This is a genomic window from Acidiphilium sp. JA12-A1 (assembly GCF_000724705.2).
GTDB lineage: Bacteria > Pseudomonadota > Alphaproteobacteria > Acetobacterales > Acetobacteraceae > Acidiphilium > Acidiphilium multivorum.
On the sequence record NZ_JFHO01000035.1, the window covers coordinates 1 to 17,822 of the forward strand.

General features: G+C 70.1%; 17 protein-coding genes and 1 pseudogene. 14 read left to right on the top strand and 4 right to left on the bottom strand.

Annotated elements, in window-relative coordinates; genetic code table 11:
• The 4 genes and pseudogenes from RT91_RS06910 to RT91_RS06925 all read right to left on the bottom strand — a co-directional run.
• Positions 1-528, bottom strand: a pseudogene (locus RT91_RS06910) (glycosyltransferase family 1 protein); the annotation flags it as partial.
• A gap of 236 nt (positions 529-764) precedes the next feature.
• Positions 765-2,090 carry an ATP-binding protein gene (locus tag RT91_RS06915; protein ID WP_035186396.1) on the bottom strand — a complete coding sequence of 442 codons (1,326 nt, stop codon included), beginning with the start codon at positions 2,088-2,090 and terminating at the stop codon, positions 765-767.
• Positions 2,087-2,782 carry a response regulator gene (locus RT91_RS06920; RefSeq protein WP_011941820.1) on the bottom strand — a complete coding sequence of 232 codons (696 nt, stop codon included), beginning with the start codon at positions 2,780-2,782 and terminating at the stop codon, positions 2,087-2,089. The genes RT91_RS06915 and RT91_RS06920 overlap by 4 nt, the downstream gene beginning before the upstream one ends.
• A complete protein-coding gene (locus tag RT91_RS06925; RefSeq protein ID WP_007422860.1) occupies positions 2,779-3,297 on the bottom strand; it encodes a MarR family winged helix-turn-helix transcriptional regulator in 519 nt (172 codons plus the stop codon). Before RT91_RS06925 ends, RT91_RS06920 begins: the two co-directional genes overlap by 4 nt.
• A gap of 207 nt (positions 3,298-3,504) precedes the next feature.
• On the opposite strand from RT91_RS06925, the gene RT91_RS06930 reads away from it, so the two are divergent.
• From RT91_RS06930 to RT91_RS06995, 14 genes are all read left to right on the top strand, one after another.
• Positions 3,505-4,404, top strand: coding sequence for a branched-chain amino acid aminotransferase (locus tag RT91_RS06930; RefSeq protein ID WP_007422859.1), 900 nt, complete (start codon positions 3,505-3,507; stop codon positions 4,402-4,404).
• Positions 4,401-4,790, top strand: coding sequence for a YidH family protein (locus RT91_RS06935; RefSeq protein WP_007422858.1), 390 nt, complete (start codon positions 4,401-4,403; stop codon positions 4,788-4,790). Before RT91_RS06930 ends, RT91_RS06935 begins: the two co-directional genes overlap by 4 nt.
• A 97-nt stretch (positions 4,791-4,887) precedes the next feature.
• Entirely contained in the window at positions 4,888-6,102 is a 1,215-nt protein-coding gene (locus RT91_RS06940; protein ID WP_011941819.1) for a multidrug effflux MFS transporter, read from the top strand.
• A gap of 21 nt (positions 6,103-6,123) precedes the next feature.
• The gene (locus RT91_RS06945) at positions 6,124-6,864 is read left to right on the top strand and encodes a gamma-glutamyl-gamma-aminobutyrate hydrolase family protein (RefSeq protein ID WP_007422856.1); all 741 of its coding nucleotides are present in this window, start codon (positions 6,124-6,126) and stop codon (positions 6,862-6,864) included.
• A gap of 52 nt (positions 6,865-6,916) precedes the next feature.
• Positions 6,917-7,420: a hypothetical protein gene (locus RT91_RS06950; RefSeq protein WP_007422855.1), complete on the top strand. Its 504-nt coding sequence runs from the start codon at positions 6,917-6,919 to the stop codon at positions 7,418-7,420.
• 10 nt (positions 7,421-7,430) lie between these two features.
• Positions 7,431-8,300 carry an acetyl-CoA carboxylase, carboxyltransferase subunit beta gene (gene accD, locus RT91_RS06955; protein ID WP_007422854.1) on the top strand — a complete coding sequence of 290 codons (870 nt, stop codon included), beginning with the start codon at positions 7,431-7,433 and terminating at the stop codon, positions 8,298-8,300.
• Positions 8,297-9,610, top strand: coding sequence for a folylpolyglutamate synthase/dihydrofolate synthase family protein (locus RT91_RS06960; protein WP_035186398.1), 1,314 nt, complete (start codon positions 8,297-8,299; stop codon positions 9,608-9,610). The genes accD and RT91_RS06960 overlap by 4 nt, the downstream gene beginning before the upstream one ends.
• Before the next feature lie 83 nt (positions 9,611-9,693).
• Positions 9,694-10,767: an alcohol dehydrogenase gene (locus tag RT91_RS06965; RefSeq protein ID WP_007422851.1), complete on the top strand. Its 1,074-nt coding sequence runs from the start codon at positions 9,694-9,696 to the stop codon at positions 10,765-10,767.
• Positions 10,764-11,663: a LysR family transcriptional regulator gene (locus RT91_RS06970; RefSeq protein WP_011941816.1), complete on the top strand. Its 900-nt coding sequence runs from the start codon at positions 10,764-10,766 to the stop codon at positions 11,661-11,663. The genes RT91_RS06965 and RT91_RS06970 overlap by 4 nt, the downstream gene beginning before the upstream one ends.
• A 140-nt stretch (positions 11,664-11,803) precedes the next feature.
• Positions 11,804-12,277, top strand: coding sequence for a formate dehydrogenase subunit gamma (locus RT91_RS06975; protein WP_007422850.1), 474 nt, complete (start codon positions 11,804-11,806; stop codon positions 12,275-12,277).
• Positions 12,277-13,827, top strand: a complete 1,551-nt coding sequence (locus tag RT91_RS06980; protein ID WP_035186427.1) for an NADH-quinone oxidoreductase subunit NuoF — start codon at positions 12,277-12,279, stop codon at positions 13,825-13,827. The genes RT91_RS06975 and RT91_RS06980 overlap by 1 nt, the downstream gene beginning before the upstream one ends.
• A 12-nt stretch (positions 13,828-13,839) precedes the next feature.
• Positions 13,840-16,680 carry a formate dehydrogenase subunit alpha gene (fdhF, locus tag RT91_RS06985; protein ID WP_035186400.1) on the top strand — a complete coding sequence of 947 codons (2,841 nt, stop codon included), beginning with the start codon at positions 13,840-13,842 and terminating at the stop codon, positions 16,678-16,680.
• Positions 16,677-17,504, top strand: coding sequence for a formate dehydrogenase accessory sulfurtransferase FdhD (gene fdhD / locus RT91_RS06990; RefSeq protein ID WP_035186402.1), 828 nt, complete (start codon positions 16,677-16,679; stop codon positions 17,502-17,504). Before fdhF ends, fdhD begins: the two co-directional genes overlap by 4 nt.
• The gene (locus RT91_RS06995; RefSeq protein WP_007422846.1) at positions 17,494-17,724 is read left to right on the top strand and encodes a formate dehydrogenase subunit delta; all 231 of its coding nucleotides are present in this window, start codon (positions 17,494-17,496) and stop codon (positions 17,722-17,724) included. The genes fdhD and RT91_RS06995 overlap by 11 nt, the downstream gene beginning before the upstream one ends.
• The last annotated feature ends 98 nt before the right edge of the window (positions 17,725-17,822 follow it).

Sequence of the window (17,822 nt, forward strand, 5' to 3'; positions counted from 1 at the left end):
GCCGGCGGCGAAGGCGACCGGAGGAGCGAAAGCGTCCGGCACGCGCACGCCGCGCCGGCGCGGCAGGACGCGGAGGCGCACGGCGGCGGCGGCCAGGCGCATGCCGCCCGCGGCGACGGCGGCCAGGCCGCGCATCGCCTTCAGCTGGGCGGCCCCGGCGGACCGGAGCCCCCGCGCGGCCTCGTGCTCCGCCTGGCAGACCGCGTGGACCGGGATCCGCATCTCGTCCGGCAGGCGGCGGAAGGCCCGGCGCAGCGCGCCGGCCGCTTCCGGCCGTTCGCGAGGGGACGGCGCCTCGCGCCGTGCGGGCGCATCGCGCGTCATCAGCGCGGCGAGCCGGGCCTCGACATCCGCCCAGTCGAGCTCGACGAAACCATGAGGGGCGCGGGCATGGCGGCAGACCCGGACCGCGCCGCCGCCGGCGGCCACCAGGGATGCGGAGAGTTCGAACGTCACCCGCTGGATACCGCTGGGGCGGTGCCCGGATTCGACATGTCGGATCAGGTTCTCAAGATCCAGCCAGATCAACAATGCGCTGCTACCTCAAAAGAAGGCGCGAAAAGAACACGCGGTTGGGCATTTGAACGGCGTTCCTCGTCGAATCCGTCGTTCCGATCGGCTTGGGCGTAACCGCCGATCCCGGCGACAATGTGTTTGCGACGCAACATATGACACGCGCAGGTTGAGGGTGCACGCCCATTGAGGTTAAATTTTGGCATAGCTTCCGGCCATATCGTTGCCATGCCGTGCCGGACGGCGGCGGGTCAGAGCGGGATCGTGATCGCCACCCGCAGGCCGCCGAGCGGGCTGGTATCGAGGCGGAGCGTGCCGCCATGCGCCGCGACGATGTCGCGGGCGATGGCGAGGCCGAGGCCGGTGCCGGCGGCCGAGCCGCTTTCGAAGGGACGCAGCATCTGCTCGCGACGCTCGGCGGGGATGCCGGGACCATCGTCGTCGATGACGATCCGCAGCATCTGCCCGCCTTCCGGCGCCGCCGCGACGACGATGCGGTGGGCGTGGCGGGCCGCGTTGTCGAGCAGGTTGGACAGCGCCCGGCGCATCGCCTCCGGCCGGACCACCGCCTGCGGCAGGTGCGCGAGGTCGAGCGCGATGGCGGCGCCGCCGCGCGCGGCGCGGGCGGCGAGATCCTCGATCAGCAGGGCGATGTCGGTCGGCTGGGGCTGCTCGGTGCCCTCGCCGCGGGCGAAGGTGAGGTAGAGGCCGATCAGCCGCTCCATTTCCGTCACGTCGTCGTTCATGCCGTCGGTGTCGGCGATGTCGGGCGGCAGCATGGCGATGGCGAGGCGCAGCCGGGTGAGCGGGGTGCGCAGGTCGTGCGAGACGCCGGCGAGCATCGCGGTGCGCTGGGTGAGGAAGCGGCGGATGCGGTCCTGCATGCGGTTGAAGGCGGTGGCGGCGCGGCGGACCTCGATCGCGCCCTCGGGGCGGATCGGACCGGGATCGCGCCCCATGCCGAAGGCCTCGGCGGCGAGGGCGAGCCGGCGGATGGCGCGGACCTGGTTGCGCAGGAACAGGATGGCGATGCCGAGCAGCAGGATGGTGACGCCGGCGAGCCAGGCGAAGAAGATGTAGAGCGCGCCGACATAGAGGCGCTTGCGCGGCACGTCGACCGTCATCACCCCGGTTGCGAGCTGGACATCGACGCGGATCATCCCCGGCGGGCCGTTCCAGACCAGGGAGAATTTCCGGTTGAGGTCGCGGCGGAGGGCGCGGGCGAGGTCGGTATCCACCGGGCCGAAGACATGGGGCAGGCCGCGCGGGGTGAGTTTTTCTCTCTCGTGGAAATGGAAGCGGAACTGGAAGCGCTGCCCGGCATGGGCGAAGATCCGCGCGCTGCTGGCGGGGTGCAGGGCGGCCTGGTCGAGCACGAAGGCGATCTCGCCGGCGACGCTGCCGGCGAGGCGGCGGGAGAGCACGTCGAGATGGCTGCCGTAGAAGATCTGCAGCGCGACGCCTTCAAGCAGGATCAGCGGCAGGATCACGATCAGCAGGGTGCGGCCGAACAGGCTGCGCGGCAGGATCTTGCGCAGGACGCGGTCGGGCTCGAGACCGCGCGGGGCGAGCCTCATGGACCCGGCTTGAGGACGTAGCCGCGGCCGCGCACGGTCTGCAGGTAGCGCGGCTCGCGCGGGTCGGGCTCGATCTTGCGGCGCAGGCGGGTCACCTGCACGTCGATCGCGCGTTCGCCGGCCTCGTCCATGCCGAGGATCTCGGCCAGCGCCTCGCGCGAGAGGACCTCGTGGGCGCGGGCGGCGAGCACGGCGAGCAGGCTCGCCTCGCCACCCGTGAGGCGGACCGGGCCGCGCTCGGTGGAAAGCTCGCCGCGGGCGGGATCGAAGCTCGCCGCCCCGAGCCGGACCGGGCCGGCCGCCTGCGCCGGCGGGGCGGCGCGGCGGAGCATGGCGCGGATGCGCAGCAGCAGCTCGCGCGGGTCGAACGGCTTGCCGAGATAGTCGTCCGCCCCCGCCTCGAAGCCGGCGATGCGGTCCTCCGGCGCGCCGCGGGCGGTGAGCAGCAGGATCGGCAGGTCCGGCGCGCGGTCGGCGCGCAGCGACTCGATCAGTTCGAGCCCGGTTTCCTCGGGCATCATGACATCGAGCACCATCATGTCGGGGTCGACCACGCGCAGGGTCTCGCGCGCGGCGGCGGCGCTCTCGGCGACGGTGACGCGGAAGCCGTTCTCGACGAGGTAGCGCTGCATCAGCGCGCGCAGGCGGGCATCGTCGTCGACCAGCAGGATGTGGGCGGCGGTGGCGCTCATCGGCGCGCGTTGCGCGCGGCCTCGGCCCGGTCGAGATAGGCGCGGGCCTCTTCCTTCATCATGCCGCGCAACACCTTGCGGAAGCCCTCGACGGCGGGGCCGCCGGCCTCGCGGAAGGCGGCGATCAGGCGCTCGCGCTGGGCCTCGAAGAGCTTGCGCTCCAGCGCGGCACCCGCCGGGGTGAGGCTGAGCAGGCGCTGGCGGCGATCCGCCCGGCCGGGGGTCTGCTCGACATAGCCGTCGCGGATCAGCGGGCCGAGGACGCGGGCGAGACTCTGCTTGGCGATCCCGAGAATGTGAAGCAGCTCGCCCACCGGCAGGCCGGGATTGCGGCCGATGAAATGCAGCGTCCGGTGATGCGCGCGACCGAAGCCGATTTCCGCAAGGATGGCGTCGGCCGCGGCCACGAGGTCGCGGTTGGCGAAGAAGATCATGTCCTGGGCGAGGCGAAGCTCTTCCTCGCGCAGGAACAGGAGGCCGGCGGCCGTGCCGGGCTGGGATGGTTTTTCGTGCATGGCTCCCTTGCCCATACTGAAGCGGGGACGCTGTGATAAGACAGGATTTATGGCTTTCCTGCAAGAACCGTTGCGCGGGCGGGCCGCAACCGCCGCCAAAACGTCAAACCTGCTCTCCGGCAATCATCGCTTGGCCATCGGCCGCGGACAAATTATGGTTCCGGGTTCCTCGGCAGAGGGGACCGACATGAAAGAGGACGCGAGGCGATGAGTCTGATTCCGTTTGACGACCGCGACGGCATGATCTGGTGGGACGGCGAGCTGCGCCCCTGGCGGGACGCCAAGCTGCACGTGCTGACGCACGGGCTGCATTACGCCTCCGCCGTCTTCGAGGGCGAGCGGTCGTATGGCGGGAACATCTTCCGCCTGCGCGACCATACCAACCGGCTGATCCAGTCGGGCAAGCTGCTCGGCTTCGACATTCCCTTCAGCGCCGATGCGATCGACGCCGCCTGCAACGAGGTGCTGAAGGCGAACGGGCTGACCGACGCCTATATCCGCCCGATCGCCTGGCGCGGCTCGGAGATGCTCGCGGTTTCCGCCCAGCAGACCAAGATCCACCTCGCCATCGCCGCCTGGCCGTGGCCGAACCTGTTCGGCAACGACCGGATGAAGGGCATCACCCTCGGCATGGCGCCGTGGCGCCGGCCCGATCCGCGCACCGCGCCGACCGCCTCGAAGGCCGCCGGGCTCTACATGATCGGCACGCTCTCGAAGCACGCGGCCGAGGCGGAGGGGTTCAACGACGCGCTGATGCTCACCCTCGACGGGCATGTCGCCGAGGCGACGGGGGCGAACATCTTCTTCGCGATCGACGGCGAACTGCACACGCCGACGCCGGACTGCTTCCTCGACGGCATTACCCGCCGCACGGTGATGGCGCTGGCCCGCGCGCGGCAGATTCCGGTGCATGAGCGGCACATCAAGCCCGAGGAGATGGCGAAGGCGAGCGAGGTGTTCCTCGCCGGCACCGCCGCCGAGGTGACGCCGGTGCGCCAGATCGGCGAGCTGACCTTCACGCCGGGGAAGATCACCGAGACGCTGATCGCGGACTATACCGCGCTCGTCCACATGTCGCCGGAAGAGGTGGCCAAGCGGGCGGCGTGACCGTTCCGCGGTTCAGCGACCACGCGGCGAACGAGCGCACCTTCCTCGCCTGGGTGCGCACCGCGATCGCGGTGATGGCGTTCGGCTTCCTGGTCGAACGCTTCAACCTCTTTCTCCAGGTGGCCGGGCAGTCGCTGGGGCGGAAGTTCACCGTCTCGGGGACGCTCGCGTCCGACGCGGTGGGGATCGCGCTGATCGTCGCCGGCGCGATGATGGTGGCGGCGGCGATGCTGCGATTCGTCGGCAACCGGCGCGCGATCATCGACGAGGACGCCCGCGCGCCGGAGAGCGACCGGCTCGACCTCGCGCTGGCGGGGATGATCGTCGCCCTCGGGGTCGGGCTTGCCGTCTATCTCGCGGCGACGATCCTGCACGGGACGGGCTGATCCCTGCGCGGGGCGGGCTGATCCAGATCGCCGACGCCCGGCAGGATTGCGCCGGCGGGGCGTTTGCCGGGATTCGCGGCCGGGTTATGGTGAGGCAATGTCATCCGCACAAAGCGCCGTTGCCGCCGATGCGCCGGATCTGGCGACCAGCCGGCGCCTGCCGCTGCTGCTCGGATTCCTGATCGCGATCGGGCCGGTATCGGTCGACATGTATCTTCCCGCCTTCCCGACCATCGCACGGCAGTTCCACGACCCGGCCGGGCCGGGGCTGACGCTCGCGGCGTATTTCGCCGGGCTCGCCGCGGGGCAGATGACGCAGGGGCCGTTCTCGGACCGGGCCGGGCGGCGGTTGCCGATCCTGCTCGGGCTCGCGCTCTACACCCTCGCCTCGATCGGTTGCGCGCTGGCGTGGAACACGGCCTCGCTCTCGGCGTTCCGGCTGGTGGCCGCCTTCGGCGGTTCGGCCGCGGTGGTGGTGCCGCGGGCGATGGTGCGCGACATCGCCGACGGGCCGGCGGCGGCGCTGCTGTTCTCGCGGCTGATGCTGGTGATGGGCGTGGCGCCGATCATCGCCCCCATTCTCGGCAGCGCGGTGATCGCGTTCGGCTCGTGGCGGTGGATTTTCGCGCTGGCGACGCTCTACGGGATCGTCGCGATCGGGCTGGTGTGGTTCCGGCTGCCGGACACGCTGCCGCTCGCGCGGCGCAGCACGGTGGGGTTCCGCACCATCATCATCCGCTACGGGCAGATTTCCGCCGAGCGCGGCTTCCTGACCCATGCGCTGACCGGGACCTTCGCGATCGGCGCGCTGTTCGCCTATCTCGCCGGCACGCCGGCCGTGTTCATCGGCGAGTTCCACTGGGACCCGATTTCCTATGCGCTGCTGTTCGGGCTGAACGCGGCGATCTATATCGGGTTCAACCAGTGGAACCCGCATCTCGTGGCGCGGGCGGGGCTGCGGCCGGTGATTTCCGCCGCGGTCGCGGCGCTGGTGTGCGGCACGATCGTGCTGGTGGCGGCGGCGCTGCGCGGCGGCGGGCCGCTGCCGATCATCGCCGGCCTGTTCATCTGCCAGGCGAGCTACGGGCTCAGCCTGCCGAGCTCGCTGGTCGCCGCCCTATCCCGGCACCAGGCGCATGCGGGCTCGGCCTCGGCCCTGCTCGGCACCTGGCAGTATCTCGGCGGGGCGATCACCGGCGCGCTGGTCGGCGCCTTCGCCGACGGCACCGCCCGGCCGATGGCCTTCGCCATGTTCGCCTGCGCGGTGCTCGCCGCGCTCGCCGCCGCCTTCCGACCGCAACGCCTGACCTGACACGCCCCTGACGAGGACAACATGCCCAGCATCATCGGCATTCCCGCCTGCACCAAGTTCATCGGCAACCACCACCAGCACGCCACCCCGGCGCGCTACGGCGAGGCGGTGATCGCGGCGAGCGACGCGCTGCCGCTGCTGATCCCGCCGGAAGGCGAGAAGATGATCGCCGTGCTCGACCGGCTGGACGGCATCCTGTTCAACGGCAGCCCGAGCAACGTGATGCCGGCACGCTACGGCGTGGCCAATGACGAGACGCCGGACGCGCACGACGCCGACCGCGACGCGACGACGCTGCCGCTGATCCGCGCCGCCCTCGCCCGCGGGATGCCGGTGCTCGGCATCTGCCGCGGGTTGCAGGAGCTCAACGTCGCCCTCGGCGGCACGCTGCACCAGCAGGTCCATACCCTGCCGGGGCGGCTCGATCACCGCGCCGGCAACGGCACGAGGGCCGAGCAGATGGCGCTCAAGCACGAGGTGCGGCTGAGCGGCGCGCTGCGGCATATCTGCGGGGCGGAGACGATCATGGTGAATTCGCTGCACGGCCAGGCGATCGACCGGCTGGCGCCGGGGCTCGCGGTGGAGGCGGTGGCGCCGGACGGGACGATCGAGGCGGTGCGGGTCGAGGGGGCGGCGGGCTTCGCCATCGCCGTGCAGTGGCACCCGGAATGGGCGGTGATGGAGGCGCCGGACCGGCAGCGGCTGTTCGCCGCCTTCGGCGAGGCGTGCCGGACCTGGCGCGGCGGGCGGGCGGCGGCCTGACTTTTCGGGACGCAGCTTCTATATGGGGGGCTTACGCGGAAGGACCGAGGCCATGGATATCCAGACGATCGATTCGCAATACGACCAGTTGCAGGCCCAGGCGCAGCAGACCGCCGGCCAGCTGAAGGCGCTGGCGCAGAAGCTGCAGGCGGCGCGCGACGCCGGGAACCAGGACGCGCGGGAATGGCTGCTCGACCTGCGCGAGGTCGCGCTCGCGATCCAGGCGGAGCAGAATCAGGTCGGCGGGCTGCTCCAGGCGCTTCACAATTTCGTGGCCAACCAGCCGGCGGCGGTGCCCGCCGCCTCGGTGCCGCAGACGCAGCCGGCCGCCCAGCCAGCGTCCCAGCCCTGGGGGGCGCCGCAGCAGGCGCCGTATCCGCCGCCGCCGCCGCAATACCCGCAGCAGGGTTATCCGCAGCAGGGCTATCCGCCGGCCTATCCGCAGCAGCAGGGCGGCGGGCTGCTCGGCGGGTTCCTGAATTCGGGCTTCGGCCGGGCGATCGCGATGGGGGCCGGGTTCGGCCTCGGCGACGACCTGATCAACAGCATTTTCTGACCGGCCCGACATGAACTGGCTTTCCGAATTCGTCCGCCCGCGCATCCGCACCCTGCTGGGCCGCAAGGAGGCGCCGGACAATCTCTGGCATCAGTGCAGCGCCTGCCAGCAGATGATCTTTCACCGCGAACTCGAGAACAACCTGAAGGTCTGTCCGCATTGCGGGCACCACATGCGGGCGACGGCGGCCGAGCGGCTGGCCTGGACCTTCGATGGCGGCGCGTTCCAGAGGATCGACCTGCCCAAGGTGCCGGCCGATCCGCTGAAGTTCCATGACCGCAAGAAATATCCCGACCGCCTGGCCGACGCGCGCCGGAAGACCGGCATGGAGGACGCCGTGCTGGTGGCGCATGGCACGGTGGGCGGGCACCGGGCCGTGGTCGCGGCGATGGATTTCCGCTTCATGGGCGGCTCGATGGGCGCGGCGATGGGCGAGGCGCTGGTCACCGCCGCCCGGCTCGCGGTGCTGCAGAAGGCGGCGCTGATCGTCTTCACCGCCTCGGGCGGGGCGCGGATGCAGGAAGGGCCGGTGAGCCTGATGCAGATGCCGCGCACCACCATTGCCGTGCAGATGGTCCGCGAGGCGGGGCTGCCCTATATCGTCGTACTGACCGACCCGACCACCGGCGGGGTGACCGCCTCGTTCGCGATGCTGGGCGATATCCAGATCGCCGAGCCGAACGCGCTGATCGGCTTCGCCGGGGCGCGGGTGATCGAGGAGACGATCCGCGAGAAGCTGCCAGAAGGCTTCCAGCGCGCCGAATACCTGCTCGAACACGGCATGGTCGACATGGTGCTCGCGCGCGGCGAGCTGGCGGCGACACTCGGGCGGCTGCTCGGCCTGCTGAAGGTGGGGCGGCCGGACGCAGAGGCGGCGTGAGCGGGGCGGCGCCGGCCCCGGCACCGGCACCGAGCCGGATCGACGCGCGGATCGAGCGGCTGCACGCGCTCTATCCGCGGCTGATCGACCTGCGGCTGGAACGGCTGGAGCGGCTGCTCGAAGCCCTGGGCCATCCGGAGCGGCGGCTGCCGCCGACCATCCATGTCGCCGGGACCAACGGCAAGGGCAGCGTCTGCGCCTTCCTGCGCGGCATGGCCGAGGCGGCGGGGCTGCGGGCGCATGTCTATACCTCGCCGCATCTCGTGCGGTTCAACGAGCGCATCCGGCTTGCCGGCGCGCTGGTCAGCGACGACGAGCTGGACGCAGCGCTCGACGAGGTCGAGCGGGTGAACGACGCCGCGCCGATCACCGTGTTCGAGGCGATCACCGCCGCCGCCTTCGTGCTGTTCGCGGCACGGCCGGCGGAGATCGCGATCATCGAGGTGGGGCTCGGCGGCACCTTCGATGCGACCAACGTGATCCCGCCGCCCGCCGCCGCCGCGATCACCGCGATCTCGCTCGATCACCGCGAGTTCCTCGGCGAGACGGAAACCGTGATCGCCGCCGAGAAGGCCGGGATCATGAAGCCGGGCAGCCGGGCCGTGACCGGGTTCCAGACGCCGGACGTGCTGGCCGTGCTGGAGTCGCGGGCGAAGGCGGCCGGGGTGCCGCTCGCCGCGCGCGGGCGGCAGTGGCGGATCATGAAGCAGGGCGAGGGCGCGGTGTATGAGGACGAGGAGGGGCGGCTGGAGCTGCCCCGCCCCGCCCTGCCCGGCGCGCACCAGTTCGACAATGCCGGCATCGCCATCGCCGCCCTGCGCGCCGGCGGGTTCGGGCTCGACCAGGCCGCCTTCGCGCGCGGCATGGCGGCGGCGGAATGGCCGGCGCGGTTGCAGCGCCTTGGGCCGCCCTTGGCCTCGTTGCTGCCGGCGGGCTCGGAACTCTGGCTCGACGGCGCGCACAATCCGGGCGGGGCGCAGGCGCTGGCCGAGGTTCTGGCCGGCTGGGAGGGGCCGACGCATCTCGTCGTCGGGATGAAGCAGGCCAAGGACGTCGCGGAGTTTTTGCGCATCCTGCTGCCGCAGGCGGCATCGGTGCAGGCGGTGGTCGAGCCGGGGCAGCACCTGGCCCTGCCCGTCGAGGCGATCATCGAGGCGTCGGGCGGGGTCGCGACGGCGGGGCCGGATGTGGAGGCCGCGCTGCGGCGCCTCGCCGCGGACGGGACGCCGAAGCGGGTGCTGGTCTGCGGCTCGCTCTATCTCGCCGGGGTGATCCTGGCACGGCAGGAAGCGGCGCCGGCGCAGGGCTGATCCCCCTCGCCTTCCGGCCTGCCCGGCTTGCCTGAACCGCGCGATCCACCCGATACTCGCGCGGAGCAAAAAGGGAGACCGGAATGTCCGCCACGATGAAAGCCTGGGCCGTTGTCGAGAACGGGGCGCCGCTGAAGGAAATCGACCTGCCGATGCCGGAGCCGACGGGGCGGGAGATTTTGCTGGAGGTGACGCATTGCGGCGTCTGCCATTCCGACCTGCATCTCTGGGACGGGTATTACGATCTCGGCAGCGCTGGGCGCTACGAGATCGTGCAGCGCGGGATCACGCTGCCGCTGGCGCTCGGCCACGAGATCGTCGGCCGGGTGGTGAAGCTCGGGCCGGAGGCGAGCGGGGTGAAGGTGGGGGATGTGCGGATCGTGTATCCCTGGGTCGGCTGCGGCGAATGCGCGCGCTGCAAGGCGGGCGAGGACAATCTCTGCGCCAAGCAGCGCTCGCTCGGCATCTACCAGCATGGCGGCTACGCGACCCATGTGATCGCGGCGCATGCGGGGCACCTCGTCGATCCCGGCGATCTCGATCCGGCGCTGGCGGCGACCTATGCGTGTTCGGGCATCACCGTCTATGCCGCGATCCGCAAGGTGATGCCGCTGCCGGCGGACACGCCGGTGGTGCTGATCGGCGCGGGCGGGCTCGGGCTTTCGGCGATCGCGGTGCTGCGCGCGCTCGGGCACAAGGCGATCGTCAGCGTCGATACCAGTGCGAGGAAGCGCGAGGCGGCGCTGGCGGCGGGGGCCACCGCGGTGGTGGATGGCAACGACCCGGCGCTGCACAAGGCGATCATCGCGGCGTGCGGCGGGCAGCCGGAGGCGATCATCGACCTCGTCAACGGCTCGGGCACGGCGAAGGCGGCGCATGCGGCGCTGGCCAAGGGCGGCAAGCTGATCATGGTCGGGCTGTTCGGCGGCGAGCTGAACATCCCCCTGCCCTTCATGCCGATGCGGGCGCTGACGTTGCAGGGCAGTTTCGTCGGCACGCCGGGCGATCTGCGCGAGCTGGTGGATCTCGCCCAGGGCGGGGCGCTGCCGAAGCTGCAGATCGAGACCGTGCCGCAGCGCGAGGCGGACGCGGCGATCCATCGGCTCAAGGCCGGGGATGTGACCGGGCGGCTGGTGCTGGTGGCCGACGGCGCGTGATCGACAAGCTCGAATACCTGCTCGCGCTGGCGCGGGAGGAGCATTTCGGCCGCGGCGCCGAAAGCTGCGGCGTGACCCAGCCCACCTTCTCGGCGGGCATCCGCTCGCTCGAGGAGGCGCTGGGGATGCCGCTGGTCGAGCGTTCGTCGCGGTTCCAGGGGTTCACTCCGGAAGGCGAGCGGGTGCTCGAATGGGCGCGGCGGATCGTCGGCGACATGCATGCCATGCGCGCCGATATCCGCGCCCTCAAGCGCGGGCTCAACGGGCTGCTGCGGATCGCCGCGATTCCGACCGCGCTCGCCACCATCACGGAACTGACCACGCCGTATCGCCGGCAGCACGAGGCGGTGCGGTTCTCGATCCAGTCCTGCACGTCGAACGAGGTGCTGCGGCGGCTCGACAATTTCGAGGTCGATGCGGGGGTGACCTATATCGACAACGAGCCGATCGGGAAGAACCGGGTGGTGCCGCTCTATGACGAGCGCTACCGGCTGCTGACCGCGGCGGACGCGCCGCTCGGCCGGCGCGAGCAGGTGAGCTGGGCGGAGGTCGGCCAGATTCCGCTCTGCCTGCTGACGCCGGACATGCAGAACCGGCGGATCCTCGACCGGCTGCTGCGCAATGCCGGGACCGAGCTGCGGCCGACGCTGGAGAGCAACTCGATCGTCGTGCTGGTCAGCCATGTGCAGACCGGGCGCTGGGCCTGCGTGCTGCCGGAGAAGCTGGCGCAGATCTTCGGGCTGACGCCTAGGCTGCGGGCGATTCCGATCGTGGAGCCGGAGGAGGTTCACGCGGTCGGGCTGGTGCTGCCGAACCGCGAGCCCGTGTCGCCGCTGGTGGCGGCGCTGGTGAACGTCGCGGAAGGACTGGCGCGGGGTCAAGCCGCCCTTGCTTGATAGACGCGCTCTATCAAACAATCCGGGTTTTGGCTTGTTTGCGGGAAGATCATGTGGATAATGCACACGAAAGATTAACCTGCCCGATTTAAGCAGGAGGTTCGGTCATCCCGGCCGAGCGAGGAAACAGGACTGTCGGAATGGACCCAAAGCCCGCTGAATGGAATGACGAGGCCGCCCGCGCCGTGATCCGGGATTACCTGGGCGAGGAAGGGCCGCTGCTGCCGATCCTTCACGCGCTGCAGGAGAATTTCGGCTTCATCCCGCGCGAGGCCGAGCCGCTGATCGCCGACATGCTCAACATCACCCGCGCCGAGGTGCATGGCGTGATCAGCTTCTACCACGATTTCCGCCGCGCGCCGGCGGGCCGCCACGTGCTGAAGCTGTGCCGGGCGGAGGCCTGCCAGTCGATGGGGTCGGAGGCGAATGCGCGCCGCCTGCTGGACGCGCTCGGGCTCGACTGGGGCGGCACCACGCCGGACGGGCGGATCACCGTCGAGGCGGTGTATTGCCTTGGCCTGTGCGCCACGGCGCCGAGCGCGCTGTTCGACGACGAGCCGGTGGGACGGGCGGATGCCGCCACCCTTGAAGCCCTGGTCGCGGAGGCCGCGTGATGAAGATTTTCGTGCCGCAGGACATGGCCGCCGTGGCGGTCGGGGCGAACCGGGTGGCCGCGGCGATCGAGGCCGAGGCGCGGGCGCGCAACATTCCGGTGACGATCGTGCGCAACGGCTCGCGCGGGCTGTTCTGGCTGGAGCCGCTGGTCGAGGTCGCCACCGCGTCGGGGCGGATCGGCTACCGGAACATCGGGGACGCCGACGTGGCGGGGCTGTTCGAGGCCCGCTTCTTCGACGGCGCGCCGCATGAAAAATGCGTCGGCCATGTCGAGGAGATTCCCTTCCTCGCGAAGCAGACGCGCTTCACCTTCGGCCGCGCCGGGATCATCGATCCGCTCTCGCTCGAGGATTACCGCCATCACGGCGGTTACAAGGGGCTGGAGGCGGCGCTCTCGATCGGGCCGGCGGCGACCGTCGCCGCGGTGAAGGAGAGCGGGCTGCGCGGGCGCGGCGGCGCGGGGTTCCCGACCGGGATCAAATGGGAGACCGTGGCGCGGGCGCCGGCGGACCGCAAATATGTCGTCTGCAACGCCGACGAGGGCGATTCCGGCACCTTCGCCGACCGGCTGATCATGGAAGCCGATCCGTTCATGCTGATCGAGGGCATGACGATCGCCGGCGTCGCGGTCGGCGCGACGAAGGGCTATGTCTATATCCGCTCGGAATATCCGCTGGCGATCCGGATGATGCGCCGGGCGATCGAGATCGCGGAGCGCGCCGGCTATCTCGGCAAGGGGATCAACGGCAGCGCGCATGATTTCGACCTCGAGGTGCGGGTCGGCGCCGGGGCCTATGTGTGCGGCGAGGAGACCTCGCTGCTGGAGAGCCTGGAGGGCAAGCGCGGGCAGGTGCGGCCGAAGCCGCCGCTGCCGGCGATCGAGGGGCTGTTCGGCCGGCCGACCATCATCAACAACACGATCAGCCTGGCGAGCGTGCCGTTCATCCTGGCCGAGGGGGCGAAGCGCTATGCCGAGATGGGCTATGGCCGCTCGCGCGGGACGATGCCGGTGCAGCTCGCCGGCAACGTGAAGCATGGCGGGCTGTTCGAATGCGCCTTTGGCGTGACGCTGGGCGAGCTGGTGAACGACATTGGCGGCGGCACCGCCTCGGGCCGGCCGGTGAAGGCGGTGCAGGCGGGCGGGCCGCTCGGCGCCTATTTCCCGGTCTCGATGTTCGACACGCCCTATGATTACGAGGCCTTCGCCAAGCGCGACGGGCTGATCGGCCATGGCGGGCTTGTGGTTTTCGACGACACTGCCGACATGGCCCAGATGGCCCGGTTCGCGATGGAGTTCTGCGCCCTCGAATCCTGCGGCAAGTGCACGCCCTGCCGCATCGGCTCGACGCGCGGGGTGGAGACGTTCGACCGCATCCGCGCCGGGATCGAGCCGGAGACGAATCTCGCCCTCGTGCGTGACCTCTGCGAGACGATGAAGTTCGGCTCGCTCTGCGCGCTGGGCGGCTTCACGCCGTATCCGGTGCTGTCCGCCATCAACCATTTCCCGGAAGAGTTTCGCGCGCCGAAACTCCCCGCCGCGGCTGAGTGAAGGAGAACCGCCATGGGTCTCGTCCATGAAATCGACTACGGCACCAAGGCCAGCAACGCCGCGGCGCTCGTTACCCTGACGATCGACGGGGTGAAGGTCAGCGTGCCGGAAGGCACGTCGGTCATGCGGGCGGCGATGGAGATCGGCACGCAGATCCCCAAGCTCTGCGCCACCGACATGCTGGACAGTTTCGGCTCGTGCCGGCTCTGCCTCGTGGAAATCGAGGGGCGCGCGGGCACGCCGGCCTCCTGCACCACGCCGGTGGCGGAGGGCATGGTGGTCCATACCCAGAACGAGCGGCTCGGCAAGCTGCGCCGCGGGGTGATGGAGCTCTATATCTCCGACCATCCGCTGGACTGCCTGACCTGCTCGGCCAATGGCAATTGCGAGTTGCAGGACATGGCCGGCGCGGTCGGGCTGCGGGAGGTGCGCTATGGTTATGAGGGCGAGAACCATCTCGACTCGGCCAAGGACGTCTCCAACCCGTATTTCCAGTTCGACCCGGCCAAGTGCATCGTCTGCTCGCGCTGCGTGCGGGCCTGCGAGGAGGTGCAGGGCACCTTCGCGCTGACCATCGCCGGGCGCGGTTTCGACTCCAAGGTATCGCCGGGGATGGAGGAGAGCTTCTTCGAGTCCGAGTGCGTGTCCTGCGGCGCCTGCGTGCAGGCCTGCCCGACCGCGACGCTGATGGAGACATCCGTCGTCGAGATCGGCCAGCCGGAGCATTCGGTGGTGACGACCTGCGCCTATTGCGGCGTGGGCTGCTCGTTCAAGGCGGAGATGCGCGGCGAGGAACTCGTGCGCATGGTGCCCTACAAGGATGGCAAGGCGAATCATGGCCATTCCTGCGTGAAGGGGCGCTTCGCCTGGGGCTATGCGACGCATCAGGACCGGATCACGAGGCCGATGATCCGGGCGAAGATCTCCGATCCGTGGCGGGAAGTGTCGTGGGACGAGGCGATCAGCCACGTGGCGTCGGAATTCAGGCGCATCCAGGCGACCTATGGGAAGGGCTCGATCGGCGGCATCACCTCGTCGCGCTGCACCAACGAGGAGACCTTCCTGGTGCAGAAGCTGGTCCGCGCCGCCTTCGGCAACAACAATGTCGATACCTGCGCGCGGGTGTGCCACTCGCCGACCGGCTATGGCCTGTCGCAGACCTTCGGCACCTCGGCGGGGACGCAGGATTTCGACAGCGTCGAGCAGGCGGACGTGATCCTGCTGATCGGCGCCAACCCGACCGACGGCCACCCGGTGTTCGGCTCGCGGATGAAGAAGCGGCTGCGCGAGGGGGCGAAGCTGATCGTGATCGATCCGCGGCGGATCGACCTCGTCCGCACCCCGCATGTCGAGGCGGCGTATCACCTGCCGCTGCGGCCGGGCACCAATGTCGCGATGCTGACCGCCCTCGCCCATGTGATCGTCACCGAGAACCTCTATGACGAGGCCTTCGTGCGCGAGCGCTGCGATCTCGACGCGTTCACGCTGTGGGCGGAATTCGCCGCGGCGGAGCGGAACAGCCCCGAGGCGCTGGCGGCGACCACGGGCGTCGATCCGCAACTCGTGCGCGCGGCGGCACGGCTCTACGCCAAGGGCGGGAATGCCGCGATCTATTACGGGCTGGGCGTGACCGAACACAGCCAGGGCACGACGGCGGTGATGGCGCTCGCCAATCTCGCGATGGCGACCGGCAATATCGGGCGCGTCGGCGTCGGCGTGAACCCGCTGCGCGGGCAGAACAACGTGCAGGGCAGCTGCGACATGGGCAGCTTCCCGCACGAGTTCAGCGGCTACCGCCATGTCTCGACCCCGGAGGTCCGGCAGGCCTTCGAGGTGGATTGGGGCGTTTCGCTCGATGCCGAGCCGGGGCTGCGGATTCCGAACATGCTCGACGCCGCGGTGGATGGCACGTTCAAGGGGCTTTACATCCAGGGCGAGGACATCGCGCAGTCCGACCCGGACATCAAGCATGTCACCGCCGGGCTCGCGGCGATGGAATGCGTCGTCGTGCAGGATCTGTTCCTGAACGAGACGGCGCAGTTCGCCCATGTGTTCCTGCCGGGCTCGACCTTCCTGGAGAAGAACGGCACCTTCACCAATGCCGAGCGGCGCATCCAGCTCGTGCGCAAGGTGATGACGCCGAAGAACGGCTACGAGGACTGGGAGGTGACCCAGCTGATCGCCAAGGCGCTGGGCTACGAGATGAACTACGCGCATCCGTCGGAGATCATGGACGAGATCGCGCGGCTGACGCCGAGCTTCGCGGGCGTGTCGTTCGACCTGCTGGAACGGCAGGGCTCGGTGCAGTGGCCGTGCAACGAGAAGGCGCCGGAGGGGACGCCGGTGATGCATGTGGGCGGCTTCGTCCGCGGCCAGGGGCGGTTCTTCGTGACCGAATACGTGGCGACCGACGAGAAGACCGGGCCGCGCTTCCCGCTGCTGCTGACCACCGGGCGCATCCTGTCGCAATACAATGTCGGCGCGCAGACGCGGCGCACGGCGAACACCGCCTGGCACGAGGAGGACCTGCTGGAGATCCATCCGCACGATGCCGAGCAGCGCGGGATCAATGACGGGGCGTGGGTCAAGGTGGCCAGCCGGGCGGGCGAGACCTCGCTCCGGGCGAAGGTGACCGACCGGGTCGCGCCGGGGGTGGTCTACACCACCTTCCACCACCCGATGACGCTCGCGAACATCGTCACCACCGACTATTCGGACTGGGCCACGAACTGCCCCGAATACAAGGTGACGGCGGTGCAGGTCTCGCCGTCGAACGGGCCGACCGAGTCGCAGCAGACCTATGCGGATCTCGGTCGCAGGACCCGGCAGATCGAGGCCACGCCGGCCGAATGACCAGGCTGTTCGAACCGGTCGTCCGCGTGGCGACGACCGCGTTCCACCACGGCGAGGTCAGCGCGGGATCGCGGCAGGTTCCGGAAGAAACCGCCATCGCGCTGAGCTACAACCGGGTTGGCTACGCGGTCATGATGGCGACGCCGCGCGATCTGCGGGATTTCGCGACGGGGTTCAGCCTGTCGGAAGGCATCGTCGACCGGGCGGCCGATCTGCTCGACTGCGAACTCGTGACCGTCGATCAGGGGATCGAGTGCCGGATGCGCGTCGGCACCGATGTCGCCGATCGCCTGGCGCGGCGGCGGCGGCACATGGCCGGGGCGCTCGGCTGCGGCCTGTGCGGGCTGGAAAGCCTCGCCGAGGCGACGCGGGCGATTCCGCGGGTCGGCTCGGGGCTGACGATCTCGGCCGAGGCGGTGATGCGCGGGATGCGGGCGATGGCGATGCAGCAGGAGCTGAACCGCCAGACCCGTGCCATTCACGCCGCCGGATTTCTCGACCCGGCGGACGGTTCGGTGCTGGTGCGCGAGGATGTCGGCCGGCACAACGCGCTCGACAAGGTGATCGGCGCGCTGGTCGGCGCCGGCCGGTCCGCGGGCAGCGGCGTCGTGCTCATGACCAGCCGGGTCTCGATCGAACTGATCCAGAAATGCGCGGTCGCCGGCGCGCCGGTGATCGTCGCCGTGTCGGTGCCGAGCGCGCACGCGATCCGCGCCGCCGACGAGGCCGGGATCACGCTCGTCGCCGTCGCGCGCGAGGACGGATTTGAAGTCTTTACCCACCAGACACGCATCTGTTTCGGAGCCTCCAGACATGTCGCCTGAAGACCAGGACCGCAAGCTCGTCTACATGGCGAACCAGATCGCCACCTTCTTCAACACCACGGCGGACGGCGAGGCCGTGGCCGGGATCGAGAACCATATCCGCAAGTTCTGGGACCCGCGCATGCGGGCGAAGATCATCGCCTTCCGCGCCCGCGGCGGCGAAGGGCTGACGGAAAACGCCGCCGCCGCGGTGGACCGGCTCGCCAGCGAAGCCGCCTGAACCTGTCTCAATCCTTGCATCGGTGCCTCGCGCGGCGGGCTTAGTAAATCATTTTTTTGATACGACAAGCACTCCGCCGAATTCGGCAGCGGAGCCGC

Coding starts and splice junctions, on each gene's coding strand:
- RT91_RS06915 (WP_035186396.1), bottom strand. CDS start 2,090: ATGAGGCTCGCCCCGCGCGGTCTCGAGCCCGACCGCGTCCTGCGCAAG.
- RT91_RS06920 (WP_011941820.1), bottom strand. CDS start 2,782: ATGAGCGCCACCGCCGCCCACATCCTGCTGGTCGACGACGATGCCCGC.
- RT91_RS06925 (WP_007422860.1), bottom strand. CDS start 3,297: ATGCACGAAAAACCATCCCAGCCCGGCACGGCCGCCGGCCTCCTGTTC.
- RT91_RS06930 (WP_007422859.1), top strand. CDS start 3,505: ATGAGTCTGATTCCGTTTGACGACCGCGACGGCATGATCTGGTGGGAC.
- RT91_RS06940 (WP_011941819.1), top strand. CDS start 4,888: ATGTCATCCGCACAAAGCGCCGTTGCCGCCGATGCGCCGGATCTGGCG.
- RT91_RS06945 (WP_007422856.1), top strand. CDS start 6,124: ATGCCCAGCATCATCGGCATTCCCGCCTGCACCAAGTTCATCGGCAAC.
- RT91_RS06950 (WP_007422855.1), top strand. CDS start 6,917: ATGGATATCCAGACGATCGATTCGCAATACGACCAGTTGCAGGCCCAG.
- accD (WP_007422854.1), top strand. CDS start 7,431: ATGAACTGGCTTTCCGAATTCGTCCGCCCGCGCATCCGCACCCTGCTG.
- RT91_RS06965 (WP_007422851.1), top strand. CDS start 9,694: ATGTCCGCCACGATGAAAGCCTGGGCCGTTGTCGAGAACGGGGCGCCG.
- RT91_RS06975 (WP_007422850.1), top strand. CDS start 11,804: ATGGACCCAAAGCCCGCTGAATGGAATGACGAGGCCGCCCGCGCCGTG.
- RT91_RS06980 (WP_035186427.1), top strand. CDS start 12,277: ATGAAGATTTTCGTGCCGCAGGACATGGCCGCCGTGGCGGTCGGGGCG.
- fdhF (WP_035186400.1), top strand. CDS start 13,840: ATGGGTCTCGTCCATGAAATCGACTACGGCACCAAGGCCAGCAACGCC.
- fdhD (WP_035186402.1), top strand. CDS start 16,677: ATGACCAGGCTGTTCGAACCGGTCGTCCGCGTGGCGACGACCGCGTTC.
- RT91_RS06995 (WP_007422846.1), top strand. CDS start 17,494: ATGTCGCCTGAAGACCAGGACCGCAAGCTCGTCTACATGGCGAACCAG.